24 protein-coding genes are annotated in these 24470 nt (G+C 59.4%); 9 read left to right on the forward strand and 15 right to left on the reverse strand.

The genetic code is table 11. The features are described from left to right. The first annotated feature begins 291 nt into the window (after positions 1 to 291). The 5 genes from CVS28_RS12430 to CVS28_RS12450 all read left to right on the forward strand — a co-directional run bounded on the left by CVS28_RS12430 (position 292) and on the right by CVS28_RS12450 (position 4358). Complete coding sequence (locus tag CVS28_RS12430) at positions 292 to 1722, forward strand: amino acid ABC transporter substrate-binding protein/permease (protein WP_103466321.1); 1431 nt, start codon at positions 292 to 294, stop codon at positions 1720 to 1722. Next, complete coding sequence (locus tag CVS28_RS12435; protein WP_103466213.1) at positions 1719 to 2471, forward strand: amino acid ABC transporter ATP-binding protein; 753 nt, start codon at positions 1719 to 1721, stop codon at positions 2469 to 2471. The genes CVS28_RS12430 and CVS28_RS12435 overlap by 4 nt, the downstream gene beginning before the upstream one ends. 95 nt (positions 2472 to 2566) lie before the next feature. Then, positions 2567 to 3478, forward strand: coding sequence for a glutaminase (locus CVS28_RS12440; protein WP_103466212.1), 912 nt, complete (start codon positions 2567 to 2569; stop codon positions 3476 to 3478). Between the two features lie 68 nt (positions 3479 to 3546). Next, on the forward strand, positions 3547 to 4083 hold the full coding sequence (locus CVS28_RS12445; protein WP_103466211.1) for a GNAT family N-acetyltransferase: 537 nt from the start codon (positions 3547 to 3549) through the stop codon (positions 4081 to 4083). Positions 4084 to 4157: 74 nt separating this feature from the next. After that, positions 4158 to 4358, forward strand: a complete 201-nt coding sequence (locus tag CVS28_RS12450; protein ID WP_103466210.1) for a transcriptional regulator — start codon at positions 4158 to 4160, stop codon at positions 4356 to 4358. Positions 4359 to 4930: 572 nt separating this feature from the next. On the opposite strand, the gene CVS28_RS12455 is transcribed toward CVS28_RS12450, so the two are convergent. Beyond that, positions 4931 to 5245 carry a MerR family transcriptional regulator gene (locus CVS28_RS12455; protein WP_103481697.1) on the reverse strand — a complete coding sequence of 105 codons (315 nt, stop codon included), beginning with the start codon at positions 5243 to 5245 and terminating at the stop codon, positions 4931 to 4933. Positions 5246 to 5314: 69 nt separating this feature from the next. Here CVS28_RS12455 and CVS28_RS12460 point away from each other — a divergent pair, with 69 nt between their 5' ends. Beyond that, on the forward strand, positions 5315 to 5506 hold the full coding sequence (locus CVS28_RS12460; RefSeq protein ID WP_103481698.1) for a MerR family transcriptional regulator: 192 nt from the start codon (positions 5315 to 5317) through the stop codon (positions 5504 to 5506). A 444-nt stretch (positions 5507 to 5950) separates the two neighbouring features. Here the strand turns inward: CVS28_RS12460 and CVS28_RS20445 are convergent, their stop codons facing one another. From CVS28_RS20445 to CVS28_RS12480, 3 genes are all read right to left on the reverse strand, one after another. Then, the gene (locus CVS28_RS20445) at positions 5951 to 6577 is read right to left on the reverse strand and encodes a helicase associated domain-containing protein (protein WP_103481700.1); all 627 of its coding nucleotides are present in this window, start codon (positions 6575 to 6577) and stop codon (positions 5951 to 5953) included. 63 nt (positions 6578 to 6640) lie between these two features. Beyond that, positions 6641 to 8311 (reverse strand): hypothetical protein, encoded by a 1671-nt coding sequence (locus CVS28_RS12475; RefSeq protein ID WP_103481701.1) that lies wholly within the window; start codon positions 8309 to 8311, stop codon positions 6641 to 6643. 200 nt (positions 8312 to 8511) lie between these two features. Then, positions 8512 to 8784, reverse strand: coding sequence for a hypothetical protein (locus CVS28_RS12480; protein ID WP_133159122.1), 273 nt, complete (start codon positions 8782 to 8784; stop codon positions 8512 to 8514). A 64-nt stretch (positions 8785 to 8848) separates the two neighbouring features. On the opposite strand from CVS28_RS12480, the gene CVS28_RS19720 reads away from it, so the two are divergent. Then, positions 8849 to 8998 carry a hypothetical protein gene (locus CVS28_RS19720; protein WP_165788142.1) on the forward strand — a complete coding sequence of 50 codons (150 nt, stop codon included), beginning with the start codon at positions 8849 to 8851 and terminating at the stop codon, positions 8996 to 8998. A gap of 84 nt (positions 8999 to 9082) precedes the next feature. Beyond that, the gene (locus CVS28_RS12485) at positions 9083 to 9268 is read left to right on the forward strand and encodes a CsbD family protein (protein ID WP_103481755.1); all 186 of its coding nucleotides are present in this window, start codon (positions 9083 to 9085) and stop codon (positions 9266 to 9268) included. Positions 9269 to 9563: 295 nt separating this feature from the next. Here the strand turns inward: CVS28_RS12485 and CVS28_RS12490 are convergent, their stop codons facing one another. Continuing rightward, a complete protein-coding gene (locus CVS28_RS12490; protein ID WP_103481703.1) occupies positions 9564 to 10970 on the reverse strand; it encodes a CHAP domain-containing protein in 1407 nt (468 codons plus the stop codon). Between the two features lie 498 nt (positions 10971 to 11468). Here CVS28_RS12490 and CVS28_RS12495 point away from each other — a divergent pair, with 498 nt between their 5' ends. Beyond that, a complete protein-coding gene (locus tag CVS28_RS12495; RefSeq protein WP_165788143.1) occupies positions 11469 to 11978 on the forward strand; it encodes an HNH endonuclease in 510 nt (169 codons plus the stop codon). A 5-nt stretch (positions 11979 to 11983) separates the two neighbouring features. Here CVS28_RS12495 and CVS28_RS19940 read toward each other — a convergent pair whose 3' ends face one another. The 10 genes from CVS28_RS19940 to CVS28_RS12540 form a co-directional block, all read right to left on the reverse strand. After that, positions 11984 to 12430 carry a hypothetical protein gene (locus tag CVS28_RS19940; RefSeq protein WP_207797203.1) on the reverse strand — a complete coding sequence of 149 codons (447 nt, stop codon included), beginning with the start codon at positions 12428 to 12430 and terminating at the stop codon, positions 11984 to 11986. After that, on the reverse strand, positions 12427 to 13347 hold the full coding sequence (locus CVS28_RS12505) for a hypothetical protein (RefSeq protein ID WP_103481705.1): 921 nt from the start codon (positions 13345 to 13347) through the stop codon (positions 12427 to 12429). Before CVS28_RS12505 ends, CVS28_RS19940 begins: the two co-directional genes overlap by 4 nt. Before the next feature lie 40 nt (positions 13348 to 13387). After that, positions 13388 to 14035, reverse strand: coding sequence for a collagen-like domain-containing protein (locus CVS28_RS12510; protein WP_103481706.1), 648 nt, complete (start codon positions 14033 to 14035; stop codon positions 13388 to 13390). Beyond that, positions 14022 to 14282 (reverse strand): hypothetical protein, encoded by a 261-nt coding sequence (locus CVS28_RS19725; protein WP_103481707.1) that lies wholly within the window; start codon positions 14280 to 14282, stop codon positions 14022 to 14024. Before CVS28_RS19725 ends, CVS28_RS12510 begins: the two co-directional genes overlap by 14 nt. A 40-nt stretch (positions 14283 to 14322) precedes the next feature. After that, positions 14323 to 14469 (reverse strand): hypothetical protein, encoded by a 147-nt coding sequence (locus CVS28_RS19730; protein WP_165788144.1) that lies wholly within the window; start codon positions 14467 to 14469, stop codon positions 14323 to 14325. A 9-nt stretch (positions 14470 to 14478) separates the two neighbouring features. Next, on the reverse strand, positions 14479 to 15996 hold the full coding sequence (locus CVS28_RS12520) for a phage tail fiber repeat family protein (protein ID WP_103481708.1): 1518 nt from the start codon (positions 15994 to 15996) through the stop codon (positions 14479 to 14481). Beyond that, a complete protein-coding gene (locus CVS28_RS12525) occupies positions 15989 to 16969 on the reverse strand; it encodes a hypothetical protein (protein WP_133159124.1) in 981 nt (326 codons plus the stop codon). Before CVS28_RS12525 ends, CVS28_RS12520 begins: the two co-directional genes overlap by 8 nt. A 120-nt stretch (positions 16970 to 17089) precedes the next feature. Next, the gene (locus CVS28_RS12530; RefSeq protein ID WP_103481710.1) at positions 17090 to 18151 is read right to left on the reverse strand and encodes a hypothetical protein; all 1062 of its coding nucleotides are present in this window, start codon (positions 18149 to 18151) and stop codon (positions 17090 to 17092) included. Positions 18152 to 18161: 10 nt separating this feature from the next. After that, complete coding sequence (locus tag CVS28_RS12535) at positions 18162 to 18905, reverse strand: phage tail family protein (RefSeq protein ID WP_133159125.1); 744 nt, start codon at positions 18903 to 18905, stop codon at positions 18162 to 18164. Positions 18906 to 19030: 125 nt separating this feature from the next. After that, entirely contained in the window at positions 19031 to 24466 is a 5436-nt protein-coding gene (locus tag CVS28_RS12540) for a peptidoglycan DD-metalloendopeptidase family protein (RefSeq protein WP_103481712.1), read from the reverse strand. Positions 24467 to 24470 lie beyond the last annotated feature (4 nt).

Below are 24470 nucleotides of genomic sequence, written 5' to 3' on the forward strand. Positions count from 1 at the left end.
TTGGCGGCAACGGCTGCAGGGGGAGAAGTAACTCAAACCACATCCACAATACTCGAGATGTTCGTCTTGATTGCTGAACTCAGCTGGTACAAAGGTGGGTGTAAATGGTAGGAACAGTGGCCTTCGTCTCGCATGATTTCGCTAAAGGCTGTAACGTCGAGGGGTACTTGATTCGGCCCAGGAGGGGCGAAGAACCGTTGTAAGGGAAAATTAATGCGAAAGCTACCACCCATACGGCGGCGTAGAGGCGGCTCATTTGCCGCTCTCGCCGCCTTTTTTACTGTTGTCATCATGTTCTTCGGAATGGGCGGCGCGACAGCGCTGAGCATGCCGGCTCCGGCCAGCGCGGTCTCGGCCGGCGTCCAGGCCGCCGATGTCAATGGTAAGACGTTCGCGATTGCCACCGACACCACGTTTGCGCCGTTTGAGTTCCGTGATGGCAGTGGCGAGCTGGTGGGCATTGACATGGACCTGATCCGTGCCATTGCCAAGGATCAAGGCTTTGAGGTTGACATCAAGTCCCTCGGCTTTGACGCAGCGTTGCAGGCATTGCAGTCCAACCAGGTGGCTGGCGTCATTGCCGGCATGTCCATCACTGACGAGCGCAAGAAGATCTTTGACTTCTCCGCCCCGTACTTTGACTCCGGCGTCCAGATGGCTGTTGCCAAGAATGACCAGGACATCAAGTCCTACGAGGGACTGACAGGCAAGACCGTAACAGCCAAGCGTGGCAGTGAAGGCGAAACGTTCGCCAACTCCATCAAGGACCAGTACGGCTTCAAGGTCAAGGCCCTTGCTGATTCCGCGACGATGTACGACGACGTCAAGGCCGGCAATTCTGTGGCCGTCTTTGACGACTACCCGGTGCTCGCTTACGGTGTCAGCCAGAACAACGGCCTGAAGATTGTTACCGAGAAGGAACAGGGAAGCTCCTACGGCTTCGCCGTCAACAAGGGTGCCAATGCGGACCTCCTGACGGCCTTCGATGCTGGCCTGGCCAATCTGAAGGCCAACGGCGAATACGACAAGATCCTGGACAAGTACCTGGCCAAGGCTGAGTCCACGGAGCAAGGCGGCTTCTTCGAGTTGGTCAAGGACAGCTTCCCGGCCCTCATGAAGGGCCTGTGGCTGACCATTGTTGCCACGGTTCTTTCGCTGGCCGTCGCCCTGGTATTGGGTGTTCTCTTTGGTTTCTTCAAGGTCTCCGAAAGCAAGATTCTGCGTGGCGTTGCCACCACCTATGTGGCCATTTTCCGTGGCACGCCGCTGCTGGTTCAGGCCTTCTTCTTCTACTTTGGCCTGCCGCAGATGACCGGTCAGCCCATCGATGTTCTCACCGCCGGTGTGCTCACCTTGAGCCTCAACGCCGGTGCCTACATGACGGAAATTGTCCGTGGCGGCATCCAGTCGGTGGATCCTGGCCAGCTGGAAGCCAGCCGCAGCCTGGGCTTGAGCTACGTCACCTCCATGCGCCGGGTAGTGGTTCCGCAGGCGATCAAGATCATGACGCCGTCGTTCATCAACCAGTTCGTCATCACCTTGAAGGACACCTCCTTGCTGGCCGTCATTGGCTTCGCGGAGCTGACCTACCAGGGCCAGCAGATCTACGCGTCCAACTTCCGTACGGGTGAAACACTGCTGATCGTGGCAGCCCTGTACTTCATTGTGATCACCGCCTTGACCCAGCTTTCCAACGTCCTGGACAGGAAGTTCAACAAATGAGCGCAACCGCAACTGACAAGTCCGCAAAGATCAGTGTCCGCGGCCTGAAGAAGTCATTTGGCTCCAACGAGGTGCTCAAGGGCCTGGACGTTGACGTTGCCGAGGGCGAGGTGGTGTGCGTCATTGGCCCCTCAGGATCGGGCAAGTCAACGTTCCTGCGTTGCTTGAACAAGCTGGAGGACATCACCGCCGGCACCGTCACTGTCAACGGCTTTGACCTGACGGACGCCAAGGTTGATTTGAACACTGTCCGCCAAAACATTGGCATGGTGTTCCAGCACTTCAACCTGTTCCCGCACATGAGCGTCATCCAAAACATCATGCTGGCTCCGGTTGAGCTGAAAAAGCTGGACAAGGCCGGTGCCCGCGAAAAGGCCATGGAACTGTTGCGGCGCGTGGGTCTGGCTGAGAAGGCTGACGCCCGTCCGGCGTCGCTCTCGGGCGGCCAGAAGCAGCGTGTGGCGATTGCCCGCGCGCTGGCCATGAACCCAGGCATCATGCTCTTCGACGAGGCCACCAGTGCACTGGACCCCGAAATGGTGGGTGAGGTGCTGCAGGTGATCCGCGACCTCGCCGCCGAGGGCATGACCATGGTTGTAGTGACCCACGAGATGGGCTTTGCCCGCGAAGTTGCCGACCGCGTCATCTTCATGGATGCAGGGTACATTTGCGAGGAAGGCACCCCCGAGGCCATCTTCAGCAATGCTCAGCAGCCGCGTTTGCAGGAATTCCTCGCGAAAGTCCTCTAAAGCGCTGTGAGGGGTGGCCGGCCTGGGGGCTGGCCACCCTTTCTGTTTAAGTTTTCAATGGCCCACGCCGGCCCAAGAGTAAAGGAGCGTACGTCATGGATCTGCAAGGCATCCTTGAAGACATTGTTACCCACGTTGCGCCGCTGTGCCGTCAGGGTGAGGTTGCCTCCTACATTCCCAGTCTTGGCGTTGTTTCGCCGGACAATTTTGGCATTTGTGTGGCCACGGCTGACGGTGCGATTTACGGTGCGGGGGACTGGCGCAAGCCCTTCTCGATCCAAAGTATTTCCAAAGTTTTTTCGCTGGCACTGGTGATGTCGTACGACTACGACTCCATTTGGAAGCGTGTGTTCCGTGAACCCTCCGGGACCCCCTTTAACTCGATGATCCAGCTGGAAGCTGACCGCGGCATTCCGCGAAATCCTTTCATCAATGCCGGCGCCCTGGTCGTCACGGACAGGCTGCTGACGTTGACGGGGGATGCGGCCGGAGCTGTGCGCGGACTCTTGCGGCAGGAGGCAGGGAACCCGTCCATCGACGTCGATGCCGAGGTGGCGGCCTCCGAAGCCGACCATGGGCACCGCAACGCGGCCATGGCCCATCTGTTGGCAAGCTACGGGAACCTGGAAAATCCCGTTGAGGACGTCCTGGCCAACTACTTTGCCCAGTGTGCCCTGGAGCTGTGCTGCGAGGACCTGGCCAAGGCGGCGCTGTTCCTGGCCCGCGACGGCGTGTCAGCCGGTGGGAGCCCGTTCCTGCAGCCCAGCCAGAGCAAGCGTGTCAACGCCGTCATGCTGACCTGTGGCACCTATGACGCCGCGGGGGAGTTCGCCTACCGTGTGGGCCTGCCCGGCAAGAGCGGGGTGGGCGGCGGCATCGTTGCCGTTGTGCCCGGACGCTGCGTTGTCACAGTCTGGGGTCCCTCGCTAGGCCCCAACGGCAACTCGGTGGCGGGCATGGCGGCCCTGGATGAGTTCACCGCGAAGACCGGCTGGTCGATCTTCTAGGCGCTTGCTGTGAGTGCCCGGCGGCTTCTCCAGCGCCAAGTGTCCTAGCGTACAGAGAGGCTTTTTCCATGACGAATTCTTCGCCGACCGTGGTGTTGGTTGCTTTGAAATTTGCGCCTGAAGCCCAGCGCGACGCCTTGCGGAACGGCATCGCCCGGCTCGAATTGGCGCTCGGTCAGGAGGTATTTGTGGGCAACCCGTTGCAGATGACGCAGGTGGCGTTGGACGATCCAGCACGCCATCCCTTCGCTGTCGTGTCTACAGGAATGGATGTGCGGGTTATCGGCATGGGTATTCTGCACGTTGGTGCGGCTACCGATGCCGGATGGCCGGACGCGCAGGGTGCCGTGCTGCTACGCGGGTTCCTCGTGGATCACCGCCAGCAGGGTCAAGGGTACGGCAGCGCGGCGACCATGGCCGCCGTCGAACTGGCGCGGGAATTGACGAGTGCGCTCCAGCTGCCAGCCAAGGGTGTGGTGTTGGGAGTCAGCGTGGACAACAGGGTGGCCCATGACGCCTACTTGAGGGCCGGGTTTGCGGTCAAGGGACGTTTTCTGGGAGGTCGGTCCGGGCCTCAACACATAATGTACAGCCCGTTCTCATAGCTCCTGAGCACCCACGTCAACATTAGTTGACGGCACTGGCGGCGTCAACTAATGTTGACGGTGGAGGTATTGCGATGAAGACACTGGTTGGCAATATGGATGGAATGGGCCCAGCTGAGGCCTTGTATGCGGTTGCGCAATGGCGCAAGGAGCTGGCCCGGACCGAATCCGAGATGGTGGCGCGGGCGCGGGCGGCAGGGCTCTCCTGGGAGGCAGTCGCCTTGTGCCTGGGCGTGAGCAAGCAGGCTGTTCACAAGAAATATGGGAAGCGTTAGTCCCCACACCCTCCCACCGCTCGCAAGCTCGTGGCGGGACCCTCGGGCGCGTGGGCCCAACCACGCCGTGCCACCTGATCGCAAGCTCGTGGCGGGACCCTCGGGCGCGTGGGCCCAACCACGCCCTGCCACCGTCGAGCCCTTAAACAGTGACGGCGTGCAAAACTGGCGGGGACGCATGAAATTTCATGGGTCCCCGCCAGTTTTGCACGCCGTCACATGGAGCCGGCCTCAGGCCGGCGTGTGTGGCTTAGCAGCCGTAGTACAGCTCGAAGTCCCCAGGGGTAATTGGGTGAGGTTGAGATCTGCTGGGTGCCGCGTGTTCTAGGGCATTTTGTGGTTGATAGTCGTTGGCTGAAACTGCCCCGAAATGGACCTCTTGCGGACTGTTTGCGGACTGAACACTATGCGAATGGGTCATCTTCGGGTTCAGTCAACCACTGGTCTGCCATGTCTTGGTGTTCACGGATCCAGACCACGAGCTTGGCGACATCGTCGTCGTGGAGCATTACGCGGCGCATGCTGAGCTTTGTGTAGTGGCTCGACTCTTTGCAGTAGCGGCGCGGTTCGGTTTATGTCAAGCCCAGCTCCGGACCTACCTCTTCGGGTGTTCGGACGAGCGACTTCGTTGGCACGGGATCCTGTACTTGGCGTTTGGCAATTGATTCTTCGGTTGCTCGTTCCACTCCGAAGTCATGTCCACCCACGGGCTTGGTTGGCAGAGTGTCCAGCCACGCTGCGAGGACGGCGTGCCGAATGGCGCTTTCGCGGCCTGCTTGACGGGCCGCCAATCGTCCTGAGTTGACCTGGGCCCTCAGGTTATTGACGGTGAATCCGCTTTGCTCAGCGGCTTCCTCGAGGGTATATGCGAGTTTCTCGATCGTCATATGATCGATGCTAGTGCCGGGGTAGTTGTAAGTTGGCCTGTACGTTCAACTGCGGCTTAGGAGATCCGAATGACGGAAAAGATTGCGTACAGCCTCAAGGAAGCCTGTGAGCAGGCAGGAGATATAAGTCTCTCCACCCTTCGCCGAATGATCGCCAACAACGACATCAGCGTCAAGTACATCGGCTCCAAGCCGGTCATCCTTCATTCGGAGTTGGTTTCTTGGCTCGAAACGTTGCCCGAGGAGGCACCCATCAAGTAATGCTCGAACGGCCGCGTTTGGAGCGCTATTGGAGGCAGCGTTGCTTACCGCTTCAAAGCAGCTCGAGTTTGTGCGTCACGAGGCCGGCCGAGCGTTCGGTAAGACGCCTATAAGTTTCGACTAGCGCCCTGTTCGACGAGCTGTCGCAGCGCTATGGCGATACGATCCTTGTCATATGCTGGCCGTCGCCCAACGGCGACGATTTGCGCGATCTCTTCTTGCTGGGCGGGGGAGAACCGATAGAGTCGGCCGATACGATCACAAGGCCATTCCCCCGACTGCGCCTTACTGCGGACGGTTTCGTCTGCAATCCGGTACTTTTCGGCCATCTCTTGGGCTGTAGCGTACGCCTGCGGTGAGTGGGTCATGTCAGGTTTTGCCTCTCCATGGTGCTGATGGGTGGTCAGTACCGATTCTAAGCACGGATCCTTGGGCTGGTTCAAATCACTCCCGGCTCCGCCACCTCGGCACCGCCTCCTCCAGTTCGCGTTGGCGCCAGGGGAGTAGTCGACCTTGTGCGCGTCGTTGGGTTTGGATGTGTAGCCATACGCCGAGGGTGTGTTCTCGTTCGGTGGTGTATCGGCGATAGTGGGGGAGTTCACCTGTTCGCTCAACAAACGCAACGAGTTCGCGGGCCCTTGATCGCCACTGCTCGTCAAGTGTTTGCTGCCGGGGCGGTGTCTTCCAATCACCAAGCCAGTCCAAAGCTTGCACTTGTGATGGGGTGAGTGTTCCTTCGCTGTGGGCTTTGCGTTGCCGGGCGAGCCAGTGGTGGAGGGTTTGTTCGTGGCCGCGTGATTGTGGCAGGGGTTGCCGGCCGGTGCTCGCGATGAAGTCTTGGACTGCTTGCACTTGTTGGAGCCAGTGCTTGGCGGCTTGGTGACGTTGCCGCAAGGCTAGGGCATTGCTGTGGATGGCGCGTTGGCCGGGCTCGCGCTCCTCCCATGTTTGGAGGTGCCGTTGCACTGTGCTGAGAGGTGCGTGGCAGTGCTCGGCAATCTCGGCCACGGTCAGACCTGCGGCGTACATGAGGTCCCATTCGGGGTGTCGAGAATTCTCCCAGCCGGCCATGCGTCCACAATAAACGACCCCGGCTCCATTGTCAGGAGCCGGGGTCGGGAGGTATATGGACTTCTATCCCCGTGGGGTGATGACTGCGCCCACTTGTTTCTGGAAATTAGTCGTTATCGGCACATCTTCCGGCAGAGTTGGAGGATATTCAACCCAGAGACCGAAACTGAGAAGCCCAATCACTTTAGGGTGAGAGGCTGCCACTCTCAGATACATACGTTGGTAGTCAGCTACCGCTGCGTCTCGAGCCGGAGTTGAATTGGCGCCCTCGACTTCGTCTATGTAGCTGTGAACATTTGGTGGCATGAGGAACGTCCGGTCCGTGGCTTCGGTCATCTCGTCCAGTCTGAGAGCGGCTCGGTCAAGTTCATACTCGCCGAGTGAGTAGTGATCGAAGCCTAGCCAGTCGACTTGTTGCGGAATGGGGCGCCATTCGCCGAGATCCTTGTAGGTGAGGTTCAGCATGATTGGCCGAGTTTGGATTTGTCCACTGATCATAGACTGCTTAATCACTCTCGCGGATTCTTGAACTTCTGCGACTGTGGCTCCGTTGAAGTGAGGCTCGTCTTTCATATAGTAGGCCAGGATGCGGTCTTGATACGGCGCTATAGCGGCTAGGAACGTGTTCCAGCGCGAGTAGGCGGGGTCGCCGTACCATCCTGTCGGTGTGTTGCTTTGGGATCGTTCTGGATTCCAGAATTCATTGCCCGTGTACACGATGCATGACCCGATGGGGCACGACTTCAGGGTTTCCAGATCGTATTCGACGGCCCCGGAAACGGGATTTTGGGTTGGGGATAGGTTCACCCAATGGGCGTTCATGTACGACTCAACTTCACGAATGTGGTTACCGTGCTTCGTTTCGGCGCCATTTTTGGTCGCATATGTTCCGAAGTACTGCAGGTTGGGGTACGGCTTGGTGTTGCTGAGCGCGAGGTCATCTATCGTGCTGACTTCTTTGTATGGGGCTGTTGCGCTGCCGTTGCTGATGTAGGCACCAAGGTACGGGTACGGCGAGGGTAGCTTTTTGCCCAATGCCTGGCTGCGGCTAACACCATTGACAGTGACCGTCGCCACGGCGTTCACCGTCGAAGCCTGAGTAACGGTGATCTTGACCTTGTAGCCGTCAGCTCCCTTTGTCGCCACTAGGGGCTGGGACCACTTGGACTGGCCACTGAGGAAGAAATCTACCTGTCCACTTCGGCGTACTGTCACACCCAACTGGGTGCTGGGATCTGCGACGTAGCCATTGACCTCTGCGCGGTCAGCAGAATTGGCGAACATCAATGAAACCCAGTCGCCACTGGTGGTCCCGAAATTGCCGACATCCGGATTGACTGTCGCGGACATCGAGTAGCTGTCTGTGGCGTCGGGAACCAGCTGTGTATCAACTCGGACAGCTGAGTGCCTCACCCAAAACGACAACTTGTTGGGGTAGGCATTGTTGTTGACCTGGCTGTACTCCTTAGGCGGATCATCCCTCGTTGTCCAAGTTCCGGAGACACGTGTATAGCCCTGTGTCAGGTCTGCTCCCTGTCGAGCAACCAGGGCATCATTCAGCCCATACAGCGGCGCCATGTCCGATGCGCCATTGAAGTTGTCCTGGAACGGGTAGAGCGCCGCTGTAGTTAAAGCTTGCGCCGGCACAGCCCCGAGGATGGCAGCGGAAGTCAGCGCAATCACCCCGACGGCTGCTGTCAGGACTCGTGGTAAATAAATGGAATTTGACTTCATTATGTCCCCTGCTAATTCATGGTCGCGGGGAAGCCGACGCAGATTCTCGCCCATCGCTACAGCCCCCCAAGCGCTGTCATAATGCAGGCTACAGCAGGCTGCGACCCATAAGCCGATGCTAACAACTCGCGAAGCCTAGGTCTGTCCAAAAGGGCAGGCCCCTCGACCACAGGCAGGGCGCGGGCCTGGCCGTGCGCCTGTCAGTAGCCGTGCCAGTCGCTGCGGGCCACGCGTTTGATTTGGTTGGCGGGGAACCATTCAAGGTGGTGGGTCTTGGTCTCGTCCCACCAGGCTACGAGCCCGTACGAGTGCGTGTATGCGGCGGCACGGCCGTATACGTCACCAACTTTCACCCATGGTTTGGCCCAGATTGAGAAGCGTGTCACGGGGCCGTCGCCGGGGTCCGGGTGTCGGGCCTCGGCTTCGATGATGGCAAGCATGATTTCGGTGGAGTCAGGATCGAACTTATTCACGAGAACAGTATGCGCCCATGTACTGACATAGAACATGGCTCGAAGGATGCCCTATCCTTGATCCATGATCATCGCCGCAACTTTAGAGAATATCGAGACCGGGGCTGTTGAGGTCACCGAGGTGGAATGCCAGAACTACACTGACGGATTCGCGCAATTGCGCCGAACCGTGCAGGAGGGCATGCGCCTGCCGAGCGTGCTGCCGAAGCGGTAGGGGCGGGTGGCGCTCAGTAAACACCCAGACTCGTTTTCTAGGGTTGCAGGTGTTCTAGTTGACTTCGAATTGAGGGAGGACCATTTGGGTCTCGGAGACAAGATCAGCAATACTGCCCAGGAAGTCGCCGGTAAGGCCGAGGAGCTGTTCGGAGTGGCAACGCACAACGAGGACCTCCGGGCTGAGGGTGACCGGGTGCAAGACGATGCGAAGGCCAAGCAAGCTCGCGAGGATGCCAAAGACGCCGCAAAGGACGTTTTCGGCAAGTAGCCACACCTAGTCCCAGCCAGGGTTGGCCCCCACCTTTCAGTGGGGGCTTCTCTGCGTTCAGGTCGAGTTGAGGTTTTGATTGTCGCAAAGATAAGAGGGTGCGCGTCGGCGTATTAGCGCTTCGTCTGGACTCTAGCTGGAGCTGATGGTGTGACGGTCTCTTTTTTGGGCCCGAAGGGTTGATGCGTGTCGGAACTGTGCACACCGCAATCGCTAAGAACTGTCAGATGAAAGTTGCGCCCCACCAGCAGATGGTGGGGCGCAACTTTCCTAGCCGTCGAAGAGCCCTAACGGTCTACTGGGTGTTGAACAGCTTGAAGCTCGTCCAGCCGGGGCCAATCGCCACCGGGTTTTGGAATGCACCGGCTGCGCTGAGTGGGTAGTAGTTCAGAAGCCCGGCGGCAGTTCTGAACAGGAGTCCCTTGCTGCCTGAGCCGTTGAAGCCGGTGTTGGCGATGAGCCCAGTCTTGTGGAATCCGTGACCAACGACTGACTTGGCGCTAAATCCTCCAGTTCCCGTACCGGGGTACAACAGGAGCTGGCCCGTCGAATCCTGCGCGATGATGTCCGCGTTGGCATCACCGTTGAAGTTCATCGAATTCAGGCTCAGGCCGGACCATCCAATGCCGATCTTGATTGATGAGCTCATCGCGGCACCACTGACGTTCGGGTAGTAGTACAAGTCGCCGTTCGCTAGTTTGGCGATCATTCCTGGCCTCGTGTCCGTGGAGCGCCAGCGAGCTGGGACAATCTCGATGTTGGTCCAGCCCTGGCCAATTACGCTGTAGGTGCCGAACCCTCCGTTGGCGCCTCCGGGGTACAAGCGAATGGTCCCGTCGCTCCACTTGATTACCATGTCCAAGATGCCGTTTCCGGTCCAGTCAACTGTCCAGCCGGAGACCATACCAATCCAGCCGCCGCCAATCATGATCTTGGTGCCGAATCCGCCGGCTCCCGTTGCGGGGTAGTTCCAAAGCACGCCTGCGCTGTCGACAGCCAGCAGGTCGGCCTTGGATCGGATGCTCGGGCGTCCTCCTGAAGGGCCGCCTGGCAGTGACTTCGGACGGAGGTAACCCGCCAGGCCGGCCTTGGTTAGGTTTTGTTTGATCGATGGGCCCGTAGACATGCCCGGGTAAGGGTTACCTGCCACCGAAGGGCTTGAGTTCTGAGACAACACATTGACATTTCCACCAGCGTCACCGATCACAATCGCTACGTGTGAGTACGGGTAGTACGGGTGCTGGCCGTACTTCCAAATGGCAACGTCACCCTTCACTGGTGTCGAAGACGCTGAAACCTGTGTGAAGTAGGAAGAAGCTCCGTTGCGGGCGTACCCATCCCACAAGGCGCTTGCGTAGCCGGGGTTGGGTGAGAATTGGGTGCTAATGCCTGAGCATCCGATAACGCTGCGGCAGTACTTCTCCCATAGGTCCCAGCATTGGGCGCCGTAGGAGCCGTCTACGTCGATGTATTTGTTGTTCCACTGGGTGATAAAAGCATCCACAGTTGACAGCGGGCTGCCGGCAAGCGGGGTGGCGATGTTATCGCCAAGTGCTGACTCGAAACCATTGGTCGAACCGTCAAGGGAGGCCTGGAGTGCTTCCTCATTCACCTGAGGGCCCGCAAGCGATTCCGGGTCCTCAGCAACGGCGTAGGCTCCGGAAACTCCAGCGAATGCTAGGCTGCCTGATACTGCCGCCATTGAGAGAATAGTCCTGCGTGAGATCGTATTGCGCAATTCAGCATCCTTCAGTTTTTAAGGTTAGTCCCCCAAATGGTCTAACTGAAACTCATCTTATACACGCGAGTAGGCCAAGACTAAACGTCAGGTGAACGTGTGAAATAGAACGAATTACAGGCATCTAGCCGAGTCAATTGTGGTATTCGTCACTCTGTGAAATTGCCTTCGCGGCACAGGCGGATTCTCCGCAGTCAATGGATGACGCAGCAGGATTGTGTTGGAGCGTTAGGTCTGTTCTGGCTCGACTCAATCTTGGGGTGTGGCAGGTGCAGGCGAGGATTGGTCATAACCAACGCAGCCCGTTAGTGACCTTTGAGCTGGTGCTGGGGCAGGACGGGTCTACGTGGTGCGTGCGGTCGATGGTTGCTGTTGCTGCCTGACTGTTAAACACGAGCAAGCCCCCACCCGTGAAGGTGGGGGCTACTTTGAATAGCGGGCTCGTTGCTCTAGCTTATGAACATGCCTGAAAATCGACCAGCGATCCCCGTTGCCATGCAAAGATCCGTAAAAGAAGAGGCTGGCTACCGATGCGCCATACCCACTTGCGGTCAGACAGCCTCGCTCGAACTTTGCCACATTATTCCGTGGTCCAAAGTACGAGAGCATACTTTCGATAATCTGATCTGCTTATGCAGCATCTGCCACTATCGCTTCGATCAAGGCCAGATCCCCAAGCAATCAATCCTAAATTTCAAGCACAATCTAGGTTTGCTAACACACAGATACTCGCAAGTGGAAAATCAGCTATTGAACGATTTTGCCAAGAACGGAATCAACCGCTCACCTTTGCAGATCCACTCAGGGATGCGATTTATGCTGACAAACCTCTTACTCGATGGGATGTTGACCACGGTGGACATGGGCGCGAACATATACGTCAATGGCGTCCCCTCGAACGTGGCGATCGCACTGACACCGAAAGGTGGCGACCTCGTAAGAAAGATGGCTGCCGCCGACACGGTTGAATAGTGCCGTCAACCATCGATGGCCTCTAGGAGCGACTCCCAAGAGCCGGGTACCCATACGCCGTCAACGGCTTTGGAGTAGGTCACTGATTCCTTGTCGCGGACTTCATAGATACGGATTGCGGCGGCGCTGTGGACAAGGATGCTTGTTATGGAATTGTCCCCGGCCGGGGCGGGCACTTTCCCTTGGTCGGTTCCTTTTGGTTCCGCGCCTAGCCCGACACGTTGCAGGAGCTCGTTGATGTAGGGGACGGCCATGAGTCGGGTGATGGCTGCGGAGGCTGTGATGAACAGGGCCAGCGCCCCGCCTGCCGCATTTGCCGAGTTTCCCGTGATGGCTGCGGCAACGAGGGGGGCTGCTGCTGCCAGGCCGATGATGAGCTGCAGCACCGTCCTTGCCACTGCCCGCCACGGGTACTTCTCCTGCGTGGACACCGCCACTCGCCGCCCCGTCACTTGGCCACCTCTGCAGACGTGATTGTGAGTCGGAGCCCCTCGACCTCGGCCAGGAACGCTGCAGCTGCACGCTTGCCCTGCTCTTCCGGACTGATGCCAGACTCGGTCTTGATAGCCGCCACGGTCTTAGCCACAGCCGCCGCCGTGCTGGTAACCACATCACGAGTCAAGACCACGTTGGCATCGTGCACGCCAAGGACACTGCTCAGGGTAGCCGCGCCCCCCACCTTGCCTTCCTTGGTGATGCGAGGAAATTCCTTGTCAACCACAGCGCCGGGCAGTTTCGTGAGCTTGTCGTGCGTCGTGGTGACGTGCGGGCGATACTCGGCGAGCAGATCGCGAAGAGTCATTTTGCCTCCGCCCACCTGCGTAACTTGGGTGTCGAGCATGGCTGCAACAAGTGCGGTACGGTCTTCGGGTGTGATCACGTCATCCTCCTGGATGGGTTGAATTGTGCCGGAGCTTTGCCCGGTCGTGATGGTGGTGATGCCCCAGCTAGAGGTGTCGTTGAAAATGCTGGCGGGGAGTGTGCATGGTCCGCCCCAGTACCCGTCCCATACGCTGAGGTGTGGGTGGTCCCAGTGTTCCCACCCGGACCCGGCGAAGTGGTAGCCGGTGGATGGTGATGCGATCTGTCCGGCGTAGATGACGTAGCCGACGCGATTGTCTCCGGCTCGTCCGCGTGCTGCTAGGTGGTCTGCCGCCCAGCGGTTTTGTTCCGGTGTCATGAAGATGTCTACGCCGTGGGTGATCCCGTTACTATCCGGGTTGTGGCCGGACACATTGTCGGGGTCTTTCCAGCCAGTGACGAACTCGTAGGGTCGTGCGGGTGCGCCGAAGCGTGCGGTCAGCTCATCCGTGACTGATCTGGTCGCACCGTCAGGGCCGCGATACCCGACGCTTGGGTTGTAGCTCATGGGGCCTCCTAGGGCAAAGAAAAACCACCCGGTCAGGTGGCTAAGGTTTGGGGGTGGTGCATGTATATGTTTGGGATCCGGGCGGGTCTGGCGTGCAGGAGTAGGTCACGCCGTCTTGGGATGTGAACGTGAATGATTCGACGGAGGATCCGGCTGGGCCTTGGGGGCCGGGGACGTTGGAGTCTGCGCCGTCTTTACCGGGCGCCCCGGCGGCACCTTCTTTGCCTGCTGGGCCTTCTGGGCCGGGTGGTCCTGCCGCACCATTGAGCCCCGAGGTTCCTGACGTGCCGGTGAGTCCGTCAACGCCGTTGGTTCCTGCGGCGCCTGTCTTGCCGAGGGCACCCGTCGCACCGTCGTTGCCGTCATGACCGTCAGCACCGGGCAACCCTCTCGGACCAGCCGGACCTTGAGGGCCCTCCACCGTCACCGGCTGCTGGGCGATACTCTCCGCCCTGGCACACAAGTCAACACCCGCCACCGACTTGAGGACCTCCCCCGCCTGGCATGCGCCGGCGACTTCCTCAGCGAGGTTCTTCTTCTGCTGCGCCGAGGTTTGGGCCGATGACTGCGCCTCTGTCCGGTCTTTGTCAGCTTGAATGTTCTGGAAAATGAGAACAATCATCAGGACGATGGCCAGCGCGATCACTGCCCAACCGATAATGCTTTTCTTGCGCTCAAGCCTGCTCATTATTCACGCCCCCGTTTCGGTTAGGGAACCTGCAGTCAAGGAGAGCTTCTTTGAGCGCGTCACGTTCGACGGTGAGCTTATGGATGTCTTCCCGCAGATCCGTGATGACGTCGCGCTTCTCTGTGCGGAGGTCTTTGGATGCTTTGAGGTACCAGCCGGCCCCGGCAATGAGGATGGCAAGGACAAGACCGGCGACCCCGAGTTGGGCGAAGAGTCCGGTAAGGGTTGACGCTGCTGCTTGCTCCACATTTAGCCCTCCCGGGACGGTCCTTGGGTGCGGCGCCGGTTCATTCGGTGTCCGTCACTGCGGCGCTGTCGGTGAGTGTGTCGAGTATTTCGCGGACCTTAGCGAGGGTGGCGGGGTCGGTTACTGTGCCGTTCGCGGAGGACGAGCCGCCTGTGGTGTTGCTGATGCTGATTTGAACCTGTGCCATGGGGGTCTCCTAGAGTGCGATGTAGGGGCTGATCGTGACCTGAAAGTACGTGTCGGTCGCGTTGGTTGAAAGTGTGGTGGTGTTGTTGTAGAGCGGTGTCCACTCGTAGGTCACTGTCGATGCCGCCCCGGTAGGTACAAGGACGGAGACGATATTGAGGTTGGTAAGCAACCGCCCAGCCACATCTGCGCGGGGTGTATAGCTTGTGTTGAAGCCATTACCGTTGACCTTGCCGACGGCTTGGCAGATTCCACCAGCTGCTCCGGCAATTGCGATTACCTGACCAACAAAGTCGATCTTGTAGCCCACCCCAGCACCGTAGGGGTTCGCGGGGATGTTAATTCCTAGGCCGATGTTGTTGATGGAGTTCCCGGCGTAGGGTCCGGATCCGAGCGTGATGGGCTGGTTCTTGAACCGGGCCGGGGCGGCGGAAGCGTCGAGCCTGGTCTTGTCTGCTGCGGACATGAACCCGGCCGCGCTGGTGGTGGCGTCTGGGTGGGTGTGGGTTGTGGCTGCTTTCCCGTTGAGGGCGGTCTGCAGTCCGGTCACGTCAGTGATGCTGTGGGTGTGGACCGTCGCGGCTTTCCCTGACAACGCCGTGGCGGTTGCCGTACTGACGGGCTTGGCGGCGTCACTGGTGTTATCAACGGATCCAAGCCCGACATCGCCCTTGACCAGTGTCACAGCGCCAGTCTTGCCAGCCACGGACGTTACAGGCGCGGTAATAGGCAGGCCGTTGACGGTGAAGCTACCTTGCACATTGACGCCGTTGCGCCCGTACAGTTCCAGGACGGCGTCTTCGAGCGTGCCACTGATGGACAGGGCCAGCCCGTCGGGGATCTCGGTCGTGCCTCCCGTCTGGTTGCCCAGCCAGATTGACATGTCATGAGGACGCATGTAGATGTACGAGAAACCTTTGTGCCCGGCAAGGCCGCTGCCACCGCCGGGGTTTATCGCGTCATCCCATGCGTTGGTCCCAAGGTAAGCCGAACCGGGCCGCACAATTGCGGATGATTCAGAGACTATGTTCGGACCAGCTTGTGGGCCATATTGCAGCGGATCGAAGGCGGAAGATATCTCCACTCCTAGGCCGTCCGAAGATGCAACTCGCGGGTCCCGGTCACCACGCGATTCCGTGAGTCCAAAGTAAAGGCCAGCCTTCAAGATCACGGCTCCCACCCATGAATTGAAGCTGGGGCGATTTGCCATCGATGCCCGCACGGTGACTGGCTCTTGAGTCAGTAGCTCTTGGCCTTGCCCGATGACGTTGATCTGCCCGTCGTCCACGATGTCCATGGACCCGCCACCCTCGACACGGAAACTGCCACCGTCGCGGACCCGAGTTTTACCACCGTTGAAGATGTCAAGGTCACCGCCGTCAAGGTCGAGCCGCCCACCGCTACCAATGGTGGTTGAGCTGGTGTTGCGTGCTGATGATCGCTGCTCTGCGAGGCGTGCGAATTCTTCCCTCTCACGCTTAGCTTGGCGCGGATCGAAGGCGCGGGGGATACCAGAGAAGTCATTCACCAGGCTCTCCAATCTTTGCCAGCACAGGCTTATAAATACCCGTCTCCGGGGTGAGTGACCAGCCAACGACAGGCCACGCTTCATCAAGCTTGAGTTGTGGGGTGTCGATGATGGCGCGTGCCGTGTCACCCAGGGTCAAGTCGCCCAAGCGGGTGAAGTCTTCGGCGCCGGTCGGGTTCCTGGCGGTGAGTGTCAGCACTTCTTGTCCACCGAACAGGTAGCCAGCCACGGCCCGGGCATGCGAGTCAATGGTCGACTGGACGGTGACGCCAGAGAACGTCCGGCGCTCCTCCGTGCGTGGCCAGCCCGCAGCCTCACGCGCCGTGTCGATGATCGGGGCGGACATGAGCTTGGTTTCTCCTTCACCATCACCAACAGCCCGTACGTGGGTTGCCGCGTCACCTTCTCCCCATGGTTCTTGAAAGTCGAAGTCGGTGAGGTTCTGCCCGGTCTCGAAAGTATGGGCAGGGTTCTGTGTGCGGTTGCCCAGGTGCGGGTAGCCTGTGCGGGCGATCTTCCGAACGAACGTGTGCGCGTCATCGCCCCACACCACATCAATGGTCCAGTCGAAGCCGTTGGATACAGCAGAGAGTTCATTGATGCGGTCGTACACACGGGCGTTCTCGTCGTCGTTGTACGGACGGTCACGAATCACGCCAGTGTCCGGGCAGTCGTAGTCCAGACCAATGCCGCCCTCGGTGGTGGTTTCCAGTATGGACTGGAAGATCCGCGCCTGATCCATGCCCACATAATTGCGGGTCGGCATGTAGCGGCGAATCAGTGACGCCTCAGCAGTGCGACACGGGAAGGGCACTGAGTGGCCGGTGCTGCGGCCGCGAGACTTCGGAACACCATGCCACACAATCCGGTCAGCATCATCAACCACCAGGATCAGTGAACGCCCCGGCAAGATCGACTGCTCCCACGTATCCGAAACCAACTTGCCGCGCCCATCAAAAAGGGGAAGAGACAAAGTCCCTTCCCCGCACATTTTCAGATACCTTGTCAGGTCTGACGTGATGACCATCGGTAGCTCGTCCAGCGCCTTGCCAGTAATGTACTCGCAAATTATGAAGCGATACACGGGCGCCTCCTAACCGATGCGTGTGATTTTGACCTTGCCAGCGGCCGACGTGGTGCCGCCTGAAACCTGCTTGATGCGCAGCCACAGCGTGGTGTTGGCCGCTGTGGTGCGGATGGGTGCGCAGACACTGCCCCAGAACTCCACCGCAGCGCCCGAAGCGTGGACCACATCATCGTTTGCATTTTTGATCTGGAACCACGAGTTGCCACCCACCCCGGCCCCGAAGGCGCCGCCGAACCAAATTAGGTACAGGCCCGCCTTGGGCAGTGTGATTTTATCCGCTGCGGGAGACGACGCCACGGTCAGGTCAGTGGACACTGCCCCGGTGTCCAAGGTCAGGGTGCCGGGGCCCCACTTGGCGTTATTGGGGAAGCCTGAACCCACGTTGTAGTCGAACTCTATGTGGGCGGCTGTGGGGGCTTCCTCCCAAGTGGTGCCGTTGCAGTAGTCCAGCCCGTTGCGGTCTAGGCGGTAGGCCATGCGCCCCTTGCGCTTGGTCAGGGCTTCACGCTCGGCCACGTTACGCACAGGCACCGGGGCGCCTATGGCTGCGGTGTACGGGGCGGTCATGGTGAAGGTGGGGCTGCCCGCACCGGACTTGGGCACATCCACATATCCGATGGTCAGCACCGGGCCGCTGGGTTCTGCGGGGTAGCCACCACCTGTAGCTGCCGACGCGTTGGGCGTTCCTGCGATAACACTGGCCTGCCCCTTGCGCCCAGCGATACCACCGTTGTCCGGGTCAAGGATGCGGATAACCACCCGGTCGCGGCGGGGGTTGGTAACATCCGCGGCAACTAGGGTGTCTACGTTGGTCACGACGCTCAGCCCGGTAACGTAGGGGCCCTTCGCGGTCTCAACCACACAGCCACCAGGGCCCAAGCGCACCGTGGTGCCGGAAAGAGAGATGTCCAAATCACCCACGGCCAACAGGCCCCCGCGTGCGGAACCTGTAGTTGCGCTGCGCTCCAAAGCGAACCCCTGATTACGGCGCAACTCTTCTGAGTCATAAGAGGGGCCAACACCACCAGGGGCATTGATCCAGGTGGGGTCCAAAGTATCTACAGGCACGTGGCCCTCCTTAGTAGCTTGCGTCGGTCCAGAAGACCGTCATAGAAGTAAGCGGGTCATACACTGCAGCGTCCAGGGACAGGACCATGCCTGAACGGGGAACGATCCACGGGCCACGCAGTAGATTGCGGCGGTTCACGGTTGAGTTGATCTTGATCGTTCGGGCATCCAAGTCCACGTCCAACCACTGGCCGGCGTCGAGACTAATGTCCAGCAGCATTGATCCGCCGTCCTGATCACGGATGATCGGCTGCACTGCTGGCCCATTGATCCTGACCAGCACGGGCGGCGGCGCGTCACCAGTAGCAGTGACCGTCACCGACCCGTTCACCACCGTTGCGCCGATACTGAACGGGACTGTGAACGGCGCCTGCAGACCACCCGTAGTTGATGGCAAGAACGCTGTGGCCGAGAACTGATATGCGGCGCTGCCATCGCCGCCCAGCTTGCGAGCCTTAGGGGCCACTAGCTGCACGGAAAAGGTGAACTCATAATCCGACACCAGACGTACGTCCGGGTCTCCCTCTTGCCTAATCAGACGGTGGCAAACATCGCCAAAGTCAGAGAGCACCAAAGGGGCAAGGTCACGCACGGGGATGGTTGCATTGAATGCAGCCATCGCCGCCTTGATTAATGATCGACTCTCCCGAAGCGGGCGCCCAGAAACGAGCGCCCGCCCCTCAAGGATCATCGGATGCGACTGCAGGTAGGCAGGTGTCATATGCCCGCCGTCGGAGAACTGATTTTGAGTCACCGAGCCATTAGAAGCAGGTGGGCTATCCCACCGTTTCACGTCCCGGGTAAGCCACCGCACACCGTCAGGGTCAATCCCTGAAAGGTCGAAACCTCCCAGGGACCAGCCAATGCCACGATCTATCCTCATCCCACTCCTTCCAACTGCTTGGCCAGCGCAAGTGCGCGGGCACTGTCCGAAGACATATCGGGGATGATGATCTGCCGGGCACTCTTCACAGCCTCGGTGAGTCGATCTAGGGCAGCAGAGTTCAAGCCGCCACCGTGCGCACCCCGAGCAGCCAAGGCTTGTAGTGCCCGGTCCTGCTCGTTGGTGTAGATCGCTTCCGGCTTGCCCGTGGCGTTCATGACCTGAGACAGGCCCGGACGTAGAACGCCTCCCTGATCGTAGAGAATCGGGTTCAGGTGAGCGCCCTGAGAAGCGCCAGTTACGGCGCCGAAGCCGAGCTTTTCCTTCGCCCAATCAATGACCGTGCTGAACATTTTCTTGCCCATCCCAGTCACCGCGTCGATCATGAAACCGCCCATTGGGAAAGCCCCCTTGATCTTGCCGACAATGCCCTCAGCTAGGTCACCCAGTGCGGAGAACGGATTGAACCCGCCACCAGCAGGAATGCCAGCCCCACCCAAGTAGCCCTGCGGGTCGATGTCGTTGGGCCAACCACCAGTGAAAGCGCCAAAGTGAAGGTGCGGGCCACTGGAAATACCGGTGTTGCCTGAGAGCGCTATCTGCTGCCCAGCACGCACCATGTCCCCAACCTTCACCGCCATAGACGACAGGTGAGCGAACCAAGTCTGGATACCGGAGGCACCGTCAACATGGATTTCGTTGCCGCCCCACACGCCCGGTGCCGAAGCTCCGGGACCCGAATGAGACACACGCCCGTTCTCCGATGCGAACACCGGAGTTCCAACACTTGCCGCAAGGTCGATGCCCTTGTGCACACGGTTGTAGCCCTGCGTCAGCGACATGCGCTTGAGCGGGTTTACGATGCCACCCTTGGCGAAGCCCTCGCCCACAAGGGATCGGGCCTCACGCATGGAGCGGCCGGCCAATGCCGCCTTGTTCATGGCGTAAAGGCGCGCACGCTCGAACGGGTCACGCATGACCTCAGACATGAGCACGCCTTCACCCTTGCGCATCGGCACCAACTGATCGTCTCCATTGCGCCAAGACGACTGACCCGGCAGTACGCCGCCACGAGCAAAGCCTGGCGGCTTGGCAACTTCGTCCAGAGTCTTTATGCCCAGCATGCCTGCGAGTTTGTTGAAGGTGCCAATGAGGCCTTGGTTGATGACGGTGTCAATGACGAACCTGACGGGAGCCTTGGCTATATCCAGGATTCCATCCCAGATCTTCTTGATCCCGTCCACACCCTTCTGGAAGGCGTTCGGAACGTCATTCTTGATCGCGTTCGACAAGAAGTCAAAGACCGGCTTGATCCCGTTGTTCCACACGTTGCTGATCGTGTCCCGGATGCCGTTGAACACCGGGCTGATGATCGAGTCACGCAGCCAGGTGAAGGCGGTGCCCAGAGTGTTTCGGATGAAACCAATCACCGTGTTGAAGATGAGCTGAGTGCCAGTCCACCACAGGGAGATAGCGGTTGTGATCCCGTTGAACACAGGCATTATGACCGCATCACGCAGCCACGTAAACGCGGCTGAGAGAACGGTTCGGATGAATGTGTTCGCGGCCAGGAATGTGCCTGACACTGTCGCCCACCACCATCCGATGTAGCCGACAATGAAGTTGAACACTGGCATGATGACGGAGTCGCGGAGCCACGTAAACGCGGCGCCAAGGACTGTCTGCATGAACGTCACAGCAATGTTGAAGATGCCGGAAACCGTAGCCCACCACGATGTCAGCGTGCCGACAATGCCGTTGAAAACAGGCTCCACAACGCCATGCCAAAAGTTCATGAACGCCGGGGCAATGATCTCAGTGAAGATCGCCACCACCAACTGGAAGATGCCACGAAGCCCAAGATACAAACCGTTCGCAATGACGAGTATGGAATCAAAAACTGGCTTGATAATGGACGTGTAGATCCATGTGAAAGTTTGAGCTACGGCAGCAAAAACAGATTGAACCACCGCGGAGATCTGCGAGAAGTTCTTCACAACCCACTGGATGATGAAACCCAGCGGGCCCAGAATGATCGTGAGTAGCAGGCCCCAGTTTTGCTGGATCCAACCGATCACGTTTCCGATAGCATCCTGAATCCACTTCACAGCAACCTGGACAGCACTTGAGGCGCCATTCCAAACATCCGTGAACCACTGGCCAACAACTTTCAGCACGGGAATGAGCGTGTTATTCCACCAGTCCACAACCGCCGAAATCGCTGTCTTGATCGCAGCAAAAGCAACCTGAACAATTTTCTGTCCAAGCTCCGTCTGAGTGAAGAACCAGATCAGCCCAGCAACCAGCGCCGCAATGCCGATAATGATTAGCGCAATCGGATTAGCTGACATCGCAGCATTGAAAAGCCACTGAGCGCCCGTCGCAATACCGGTAGCTATCGACCCCGCAACCATCGCGACCCGGTAACCGACCATTGCGGCACGGTTAGTGACAATCGCCGCGGTGCCCCTGCCAAATGCGGCAGCAAGCAATCCCTGAACCACCGAAGCCGCAACGGTCACAATAGACCAGCCGGCCATCGCGATTTTCTGGATGTTGCCCGCCGCCGTCAAGGCAGCAGCAGCGCCAGCAGTTGCCGCGAATGATGCGATCAGCAAGCCCAGAATGAGCGGGCTCCCAGCAATCGCCACCAGCAAAGGCTCGAAAATGTCCAGCAAGAACCCAAGCGTGTGCCCAAATCCGGTGAAGACCTGCACCAAAGACGGGCCAAGGGACTCAACAATCGGGGCCATCGAAGTCAGGAAGGATCCAAAGCCGCCAGTCAGCCCAGGCAGCAGTGGAACAATCTGGTTCACGCCGCGCTGCACACCCTCAAGGAACGTCACTAGCCCAGCACCAAATTCAGGATTCGACAGGGCCGTGAAAATGCCGCCGATGAAAGTACCGGCGATCTCCCCGCCAAGACGCAAGAAATCAGCCAGCGCCGGTGCGCCAACAACGAACGCCTGACCAATTGCACCGAGCGCAGATAGCAAGCCTTGCGAACCAGCCTCAGCACCAGCAAAGATCGTCGTCATCGTCTTCTTGAACGTTTCGCCCTGCATGGCCGCATCGATCCCGCGCAAGCCCTCAGCCAGCCCACCCAAAGTGGACACAGCACCGCCAGCCTCAGCAGCCGCAGTCAGAGAACCGAAGATGCCCACTGTGCTGCCAACAATGGACCCCAGATCCTTGAAGCCCTGAATCCCAGCGTCAATCCATCCAACAAGGCGACCATCAGCCGCGCTGCCCTGAATGAAGGTGTTGAAGCCGGTAGACATGTTGACGATGGCCTGGGAGAGCCGGGGCATGTAATCCATACCCACGACACCCAGTGTCACGAAAGATTGCACCATCGGATCAATGGCCCTATTCAAGACCTCAACCGACGTTGCAACACCTGTCATCAGACCAGTCAGGACGCCTCCACCGAGGGCGCTGTTCAGTGAATTCATGAACCCCTGAGCGCCGCCACCAAGTGCCGTAGCGATGGCGGCCGTACCAACAGCAAGCTGCGGCATGATCGTCTTCGCAAGATTCAGCAGTGGTGAAGCGAACCCCGTGAAGAAGCTCTCTTGAGCAATCCGGCGAATGTTCCCCAGTTGCCCATACACATCCAGAAGTGCGCCAACTGCCGTCCGAGCGGCCGGAGTCAGGGACTCCATAGCCAGCGCGGCAGCTGCGCCAGACGCCGCGGCACTGTCGGCCTGCTGAATCTGTAGGCGCTCCATGTTTCGGTACGCGTCAGACACGGAACGAGCCGCATCAACCTGGGCCGAAGCGGCGTCCCTAGTCGCGTCAGCGATGGCCTCCTGCGCGTCAATGATGCTCTGCGCGCCCTCGGCTTCAACCTTGGCAACTTCCTTGATGGCGTCTTTGCGGTCGCGCACAGCCTCAGTCGCAGCCTCACGAGCGTCCATGAGGGACTGCTCAGCGGACTGCACCCGTTTACTGCCTTCAACGCCCTCTGTGGCCGCCTGCTTCTGCTCCTCCGTGAGCGAAGCGGTTTCCTCCTTGGCCGACTGCAAGCCAAAGGCTGCCTGATCCAGATCAAGCTTCAGTTTGCGCATGGACTTGGAAGCGGGATCGCCACCAGCCGAAACGCCCTGATTGTAGGCAGCCAGGGCATCCTCGTACCGGAGAGCCGCTCCGCGCTCAGAGAGGCCAGCTTGCTCTAGTGAGCGGTTCAGGTCATTGATCCGGTCAACAGCGTCAGTGCGGGCCTGATTCAAGTCCAACTGCGACTGCAACACGTTCCTGTTGGCGCGCTCAACATTCTGCTCAGCGTCCGCAACGCGGCGCAGGGCAGATTCCTGCTGCTCCGCGTTCTGGGCAACAACGGTGAGCAGGTTCCTCTTGGCGTCGGCAACCTTCTTCGCAGAATCAACCTGCACCTCGCCGGCACGCTGCTCAGCGTCACTGATCTGACGGGCAGCGTCCTCCATGGCCATCGCGTCGAGCCTGGCGTTGCTGGTTGCGACCTTCGAAACGTCAGTGGCTGCAGACAGGGCAGCGCCCATGCCATGAAAAGCTGCACCCATGACAGCAGCGGCGCCTCCCATGGACAGCAGACCAGCGGGAACTAGGGCGGCAACGCCAGCCAGAGAGCCCAATGAGGCCCCCAAGGTCAGGGCATTTCCAGCCGCGCCCACGAGAGCCGCACCCGCAGCACCAGCGGCCGGAGTGATGACAGACAGCCCACCCACGACGCCAACGAAAGCCTTCGTGAAAGCGCGCCCGCCACGAGTACCGGACTTGGACACATCGTCAGCCATCTGGTGAAGGTCGAGATTGACGCGCCCAGAATCGCGGCGAATATTCTCAACCATCCCGGCCAGCGGACTGCCCTGAAAGGCCGTCCGCAGCCGGGCGCCAAGGCGGCCAAAGCCACGCTCGGTATTGTCAGACTCAGCCGTAGCTCGCCGCATGTGTGTTTCGAGCTCAGTCGTCGCCCGCGAAGATTCGCGCTGAGCATTGCTGAGGCTGGCTGTTGATTCTGCAAGATTCTGGGTGGCAGTCTGATGGGCCCGAGTCGCTGCAGTGGCCCGCGTACGAGTGATCGAGACGCGCTCTTCGGCCGCAGCAATCTGTGACGCCTTTGCGCCAGCACTGTCCCGGATCTCCTGCAGCTTTAGCTCAGCAACACGCAGCTCACCAAGCGCCTTTGACTCAGCGTCACGCGCCTTAGACCTGCGCTCCCGCGATGATGCAAGATCTTCCTCAGCCTTACTGACAACGCGACCAAGCTGATTGACTTCGGCCTCAAGGCTTGCGGACTCTTCCGCGAAGCCGGCAGCCATGCCACGGCCCAAGCTCTGCCCAGCATCTCTACCAGCGCGGGGCATCATGCGGCCCACCTCACGGGAGATCCGCTGTTGCGTACCGGCAAATGACGGTTCCACAAGGAGTTGAGCGATACCGATAATTGGCACGGGG

This window comes from Arthrobacter glacialis (assembly GCF_002909415.1).
GTDB classification, from domain to species: domain Bacteria; phylum Actinomycetota; class Actinomycetes; order Actinomycetales; family Micrococcaceae; genus Specibacter; species Specibacter glacialis.

Bases quoted from the DNA above. Each gene is read 5' to 3' on its own strand.
- CVS28_RS12505 (WP_103481705.1), bottom strand. From the start codon at position 13,347: ATGAGCTACAACCCAAGCGTCGGGTATCGCGGCCCTGACGGTGCGACC.
- CVS28_RS12455 (WP_103481697.1), bottom strand. From the start codon at position 5,245: ATGACGATCGAGAAACTCGCATATACCCTCGAGGAAGCCGCTGAGCAA.
- CVS28_RS12510 (WP_103481706.1), bottom strand. From the start codon at position 14,035: ATGAGCAGGCTTGAGCGCAAGAAAAGCATTATCGGTTGGGCAGTGATC.
- CVS28_RS12445 (WP_103466211.1), top strand. From the start codon at position 3,547: ATGACGAATTCTTCGCCGACCGTGGTGTTGGTTGCTTTGAAATTTGCG.
- CVS28_RS12490 (WP_103481703.1), bottom strand. From the start codon at position 10,970: ATGGCGGCAGTATCAGGCAGCCTAGCATTCGCTGGAGTTTCCGGAGCC.
- CVS28_RS12460 (WP_103481698.1), top strand. From the start codon at position 5,315: ATGACGGAAAAGATTGCGTACAGCCTCAAGGAAGCCTGTGAGCAGGCA.
- CVS28_RS12495 (WP_165788143.1), top strand. From the start codon at position 11,469: ATGCCTGAAAATCGACCAGCGATCCCCGTTGCCATGCAAAGATCCGTA.
- CVS28_RS12475 (WP_103481701.1), bottom strand. From the start codon at position 8,311: ATGAAGTCAAATTCCATTTATTTACCACGAGTCCTGACAGCAGCCGTC.
- CVS28_RS19730 (WP_165788144.1), bottom strand. From the start codon at position 14,469: ATGGCACAGGTTCAAATCAGCATCAGCAACACCACAGGCGGCTCGTCC.
- CVS28_RS12430 (WP_103466321.1), top strand. From the start codon at position 292: ATGTTCTTCGGAATGGGCGGCGCGACAGCGCTGAGCATGCCGGCTCCG.
- CVS28_RS19720 (WP_165788142.1), top strand. From the start codon at position 8,849: ATGATCATCGCCGCAACTTTAGAGAATATCGAGACCGGGGCTGTTGAG.
- CVS28_RS12435 (WP_103466213.1), top strand. From the start codon at position 1,719: ATGAGCGCAACCGCAACTGACAAGTCCGCAAAGATCAGTGTCCGCGGC.
- CVS28_RS12440 (WP_103466212.1), top strand. From the start codon at position 2,567: ATGGATCTGCAAGGCATCCTTGAAGACATTGTTACCCACGTTGCGCCG.
- CVS28_RS20445 (WP_103481700.1), bottom strand. From the start codon at position 6,577: ATGGCCGGCTGGGAGAATTCTCGACACCCCGAATGGGACCTCATGTAC.
- CVS28_RS12450 (WP_103466210.1), top strand. From the start codon at position 4,158: ATGAAGACACTGGTTGGCAATATGGATGGAATGGGCCCAGCTGAGGCC.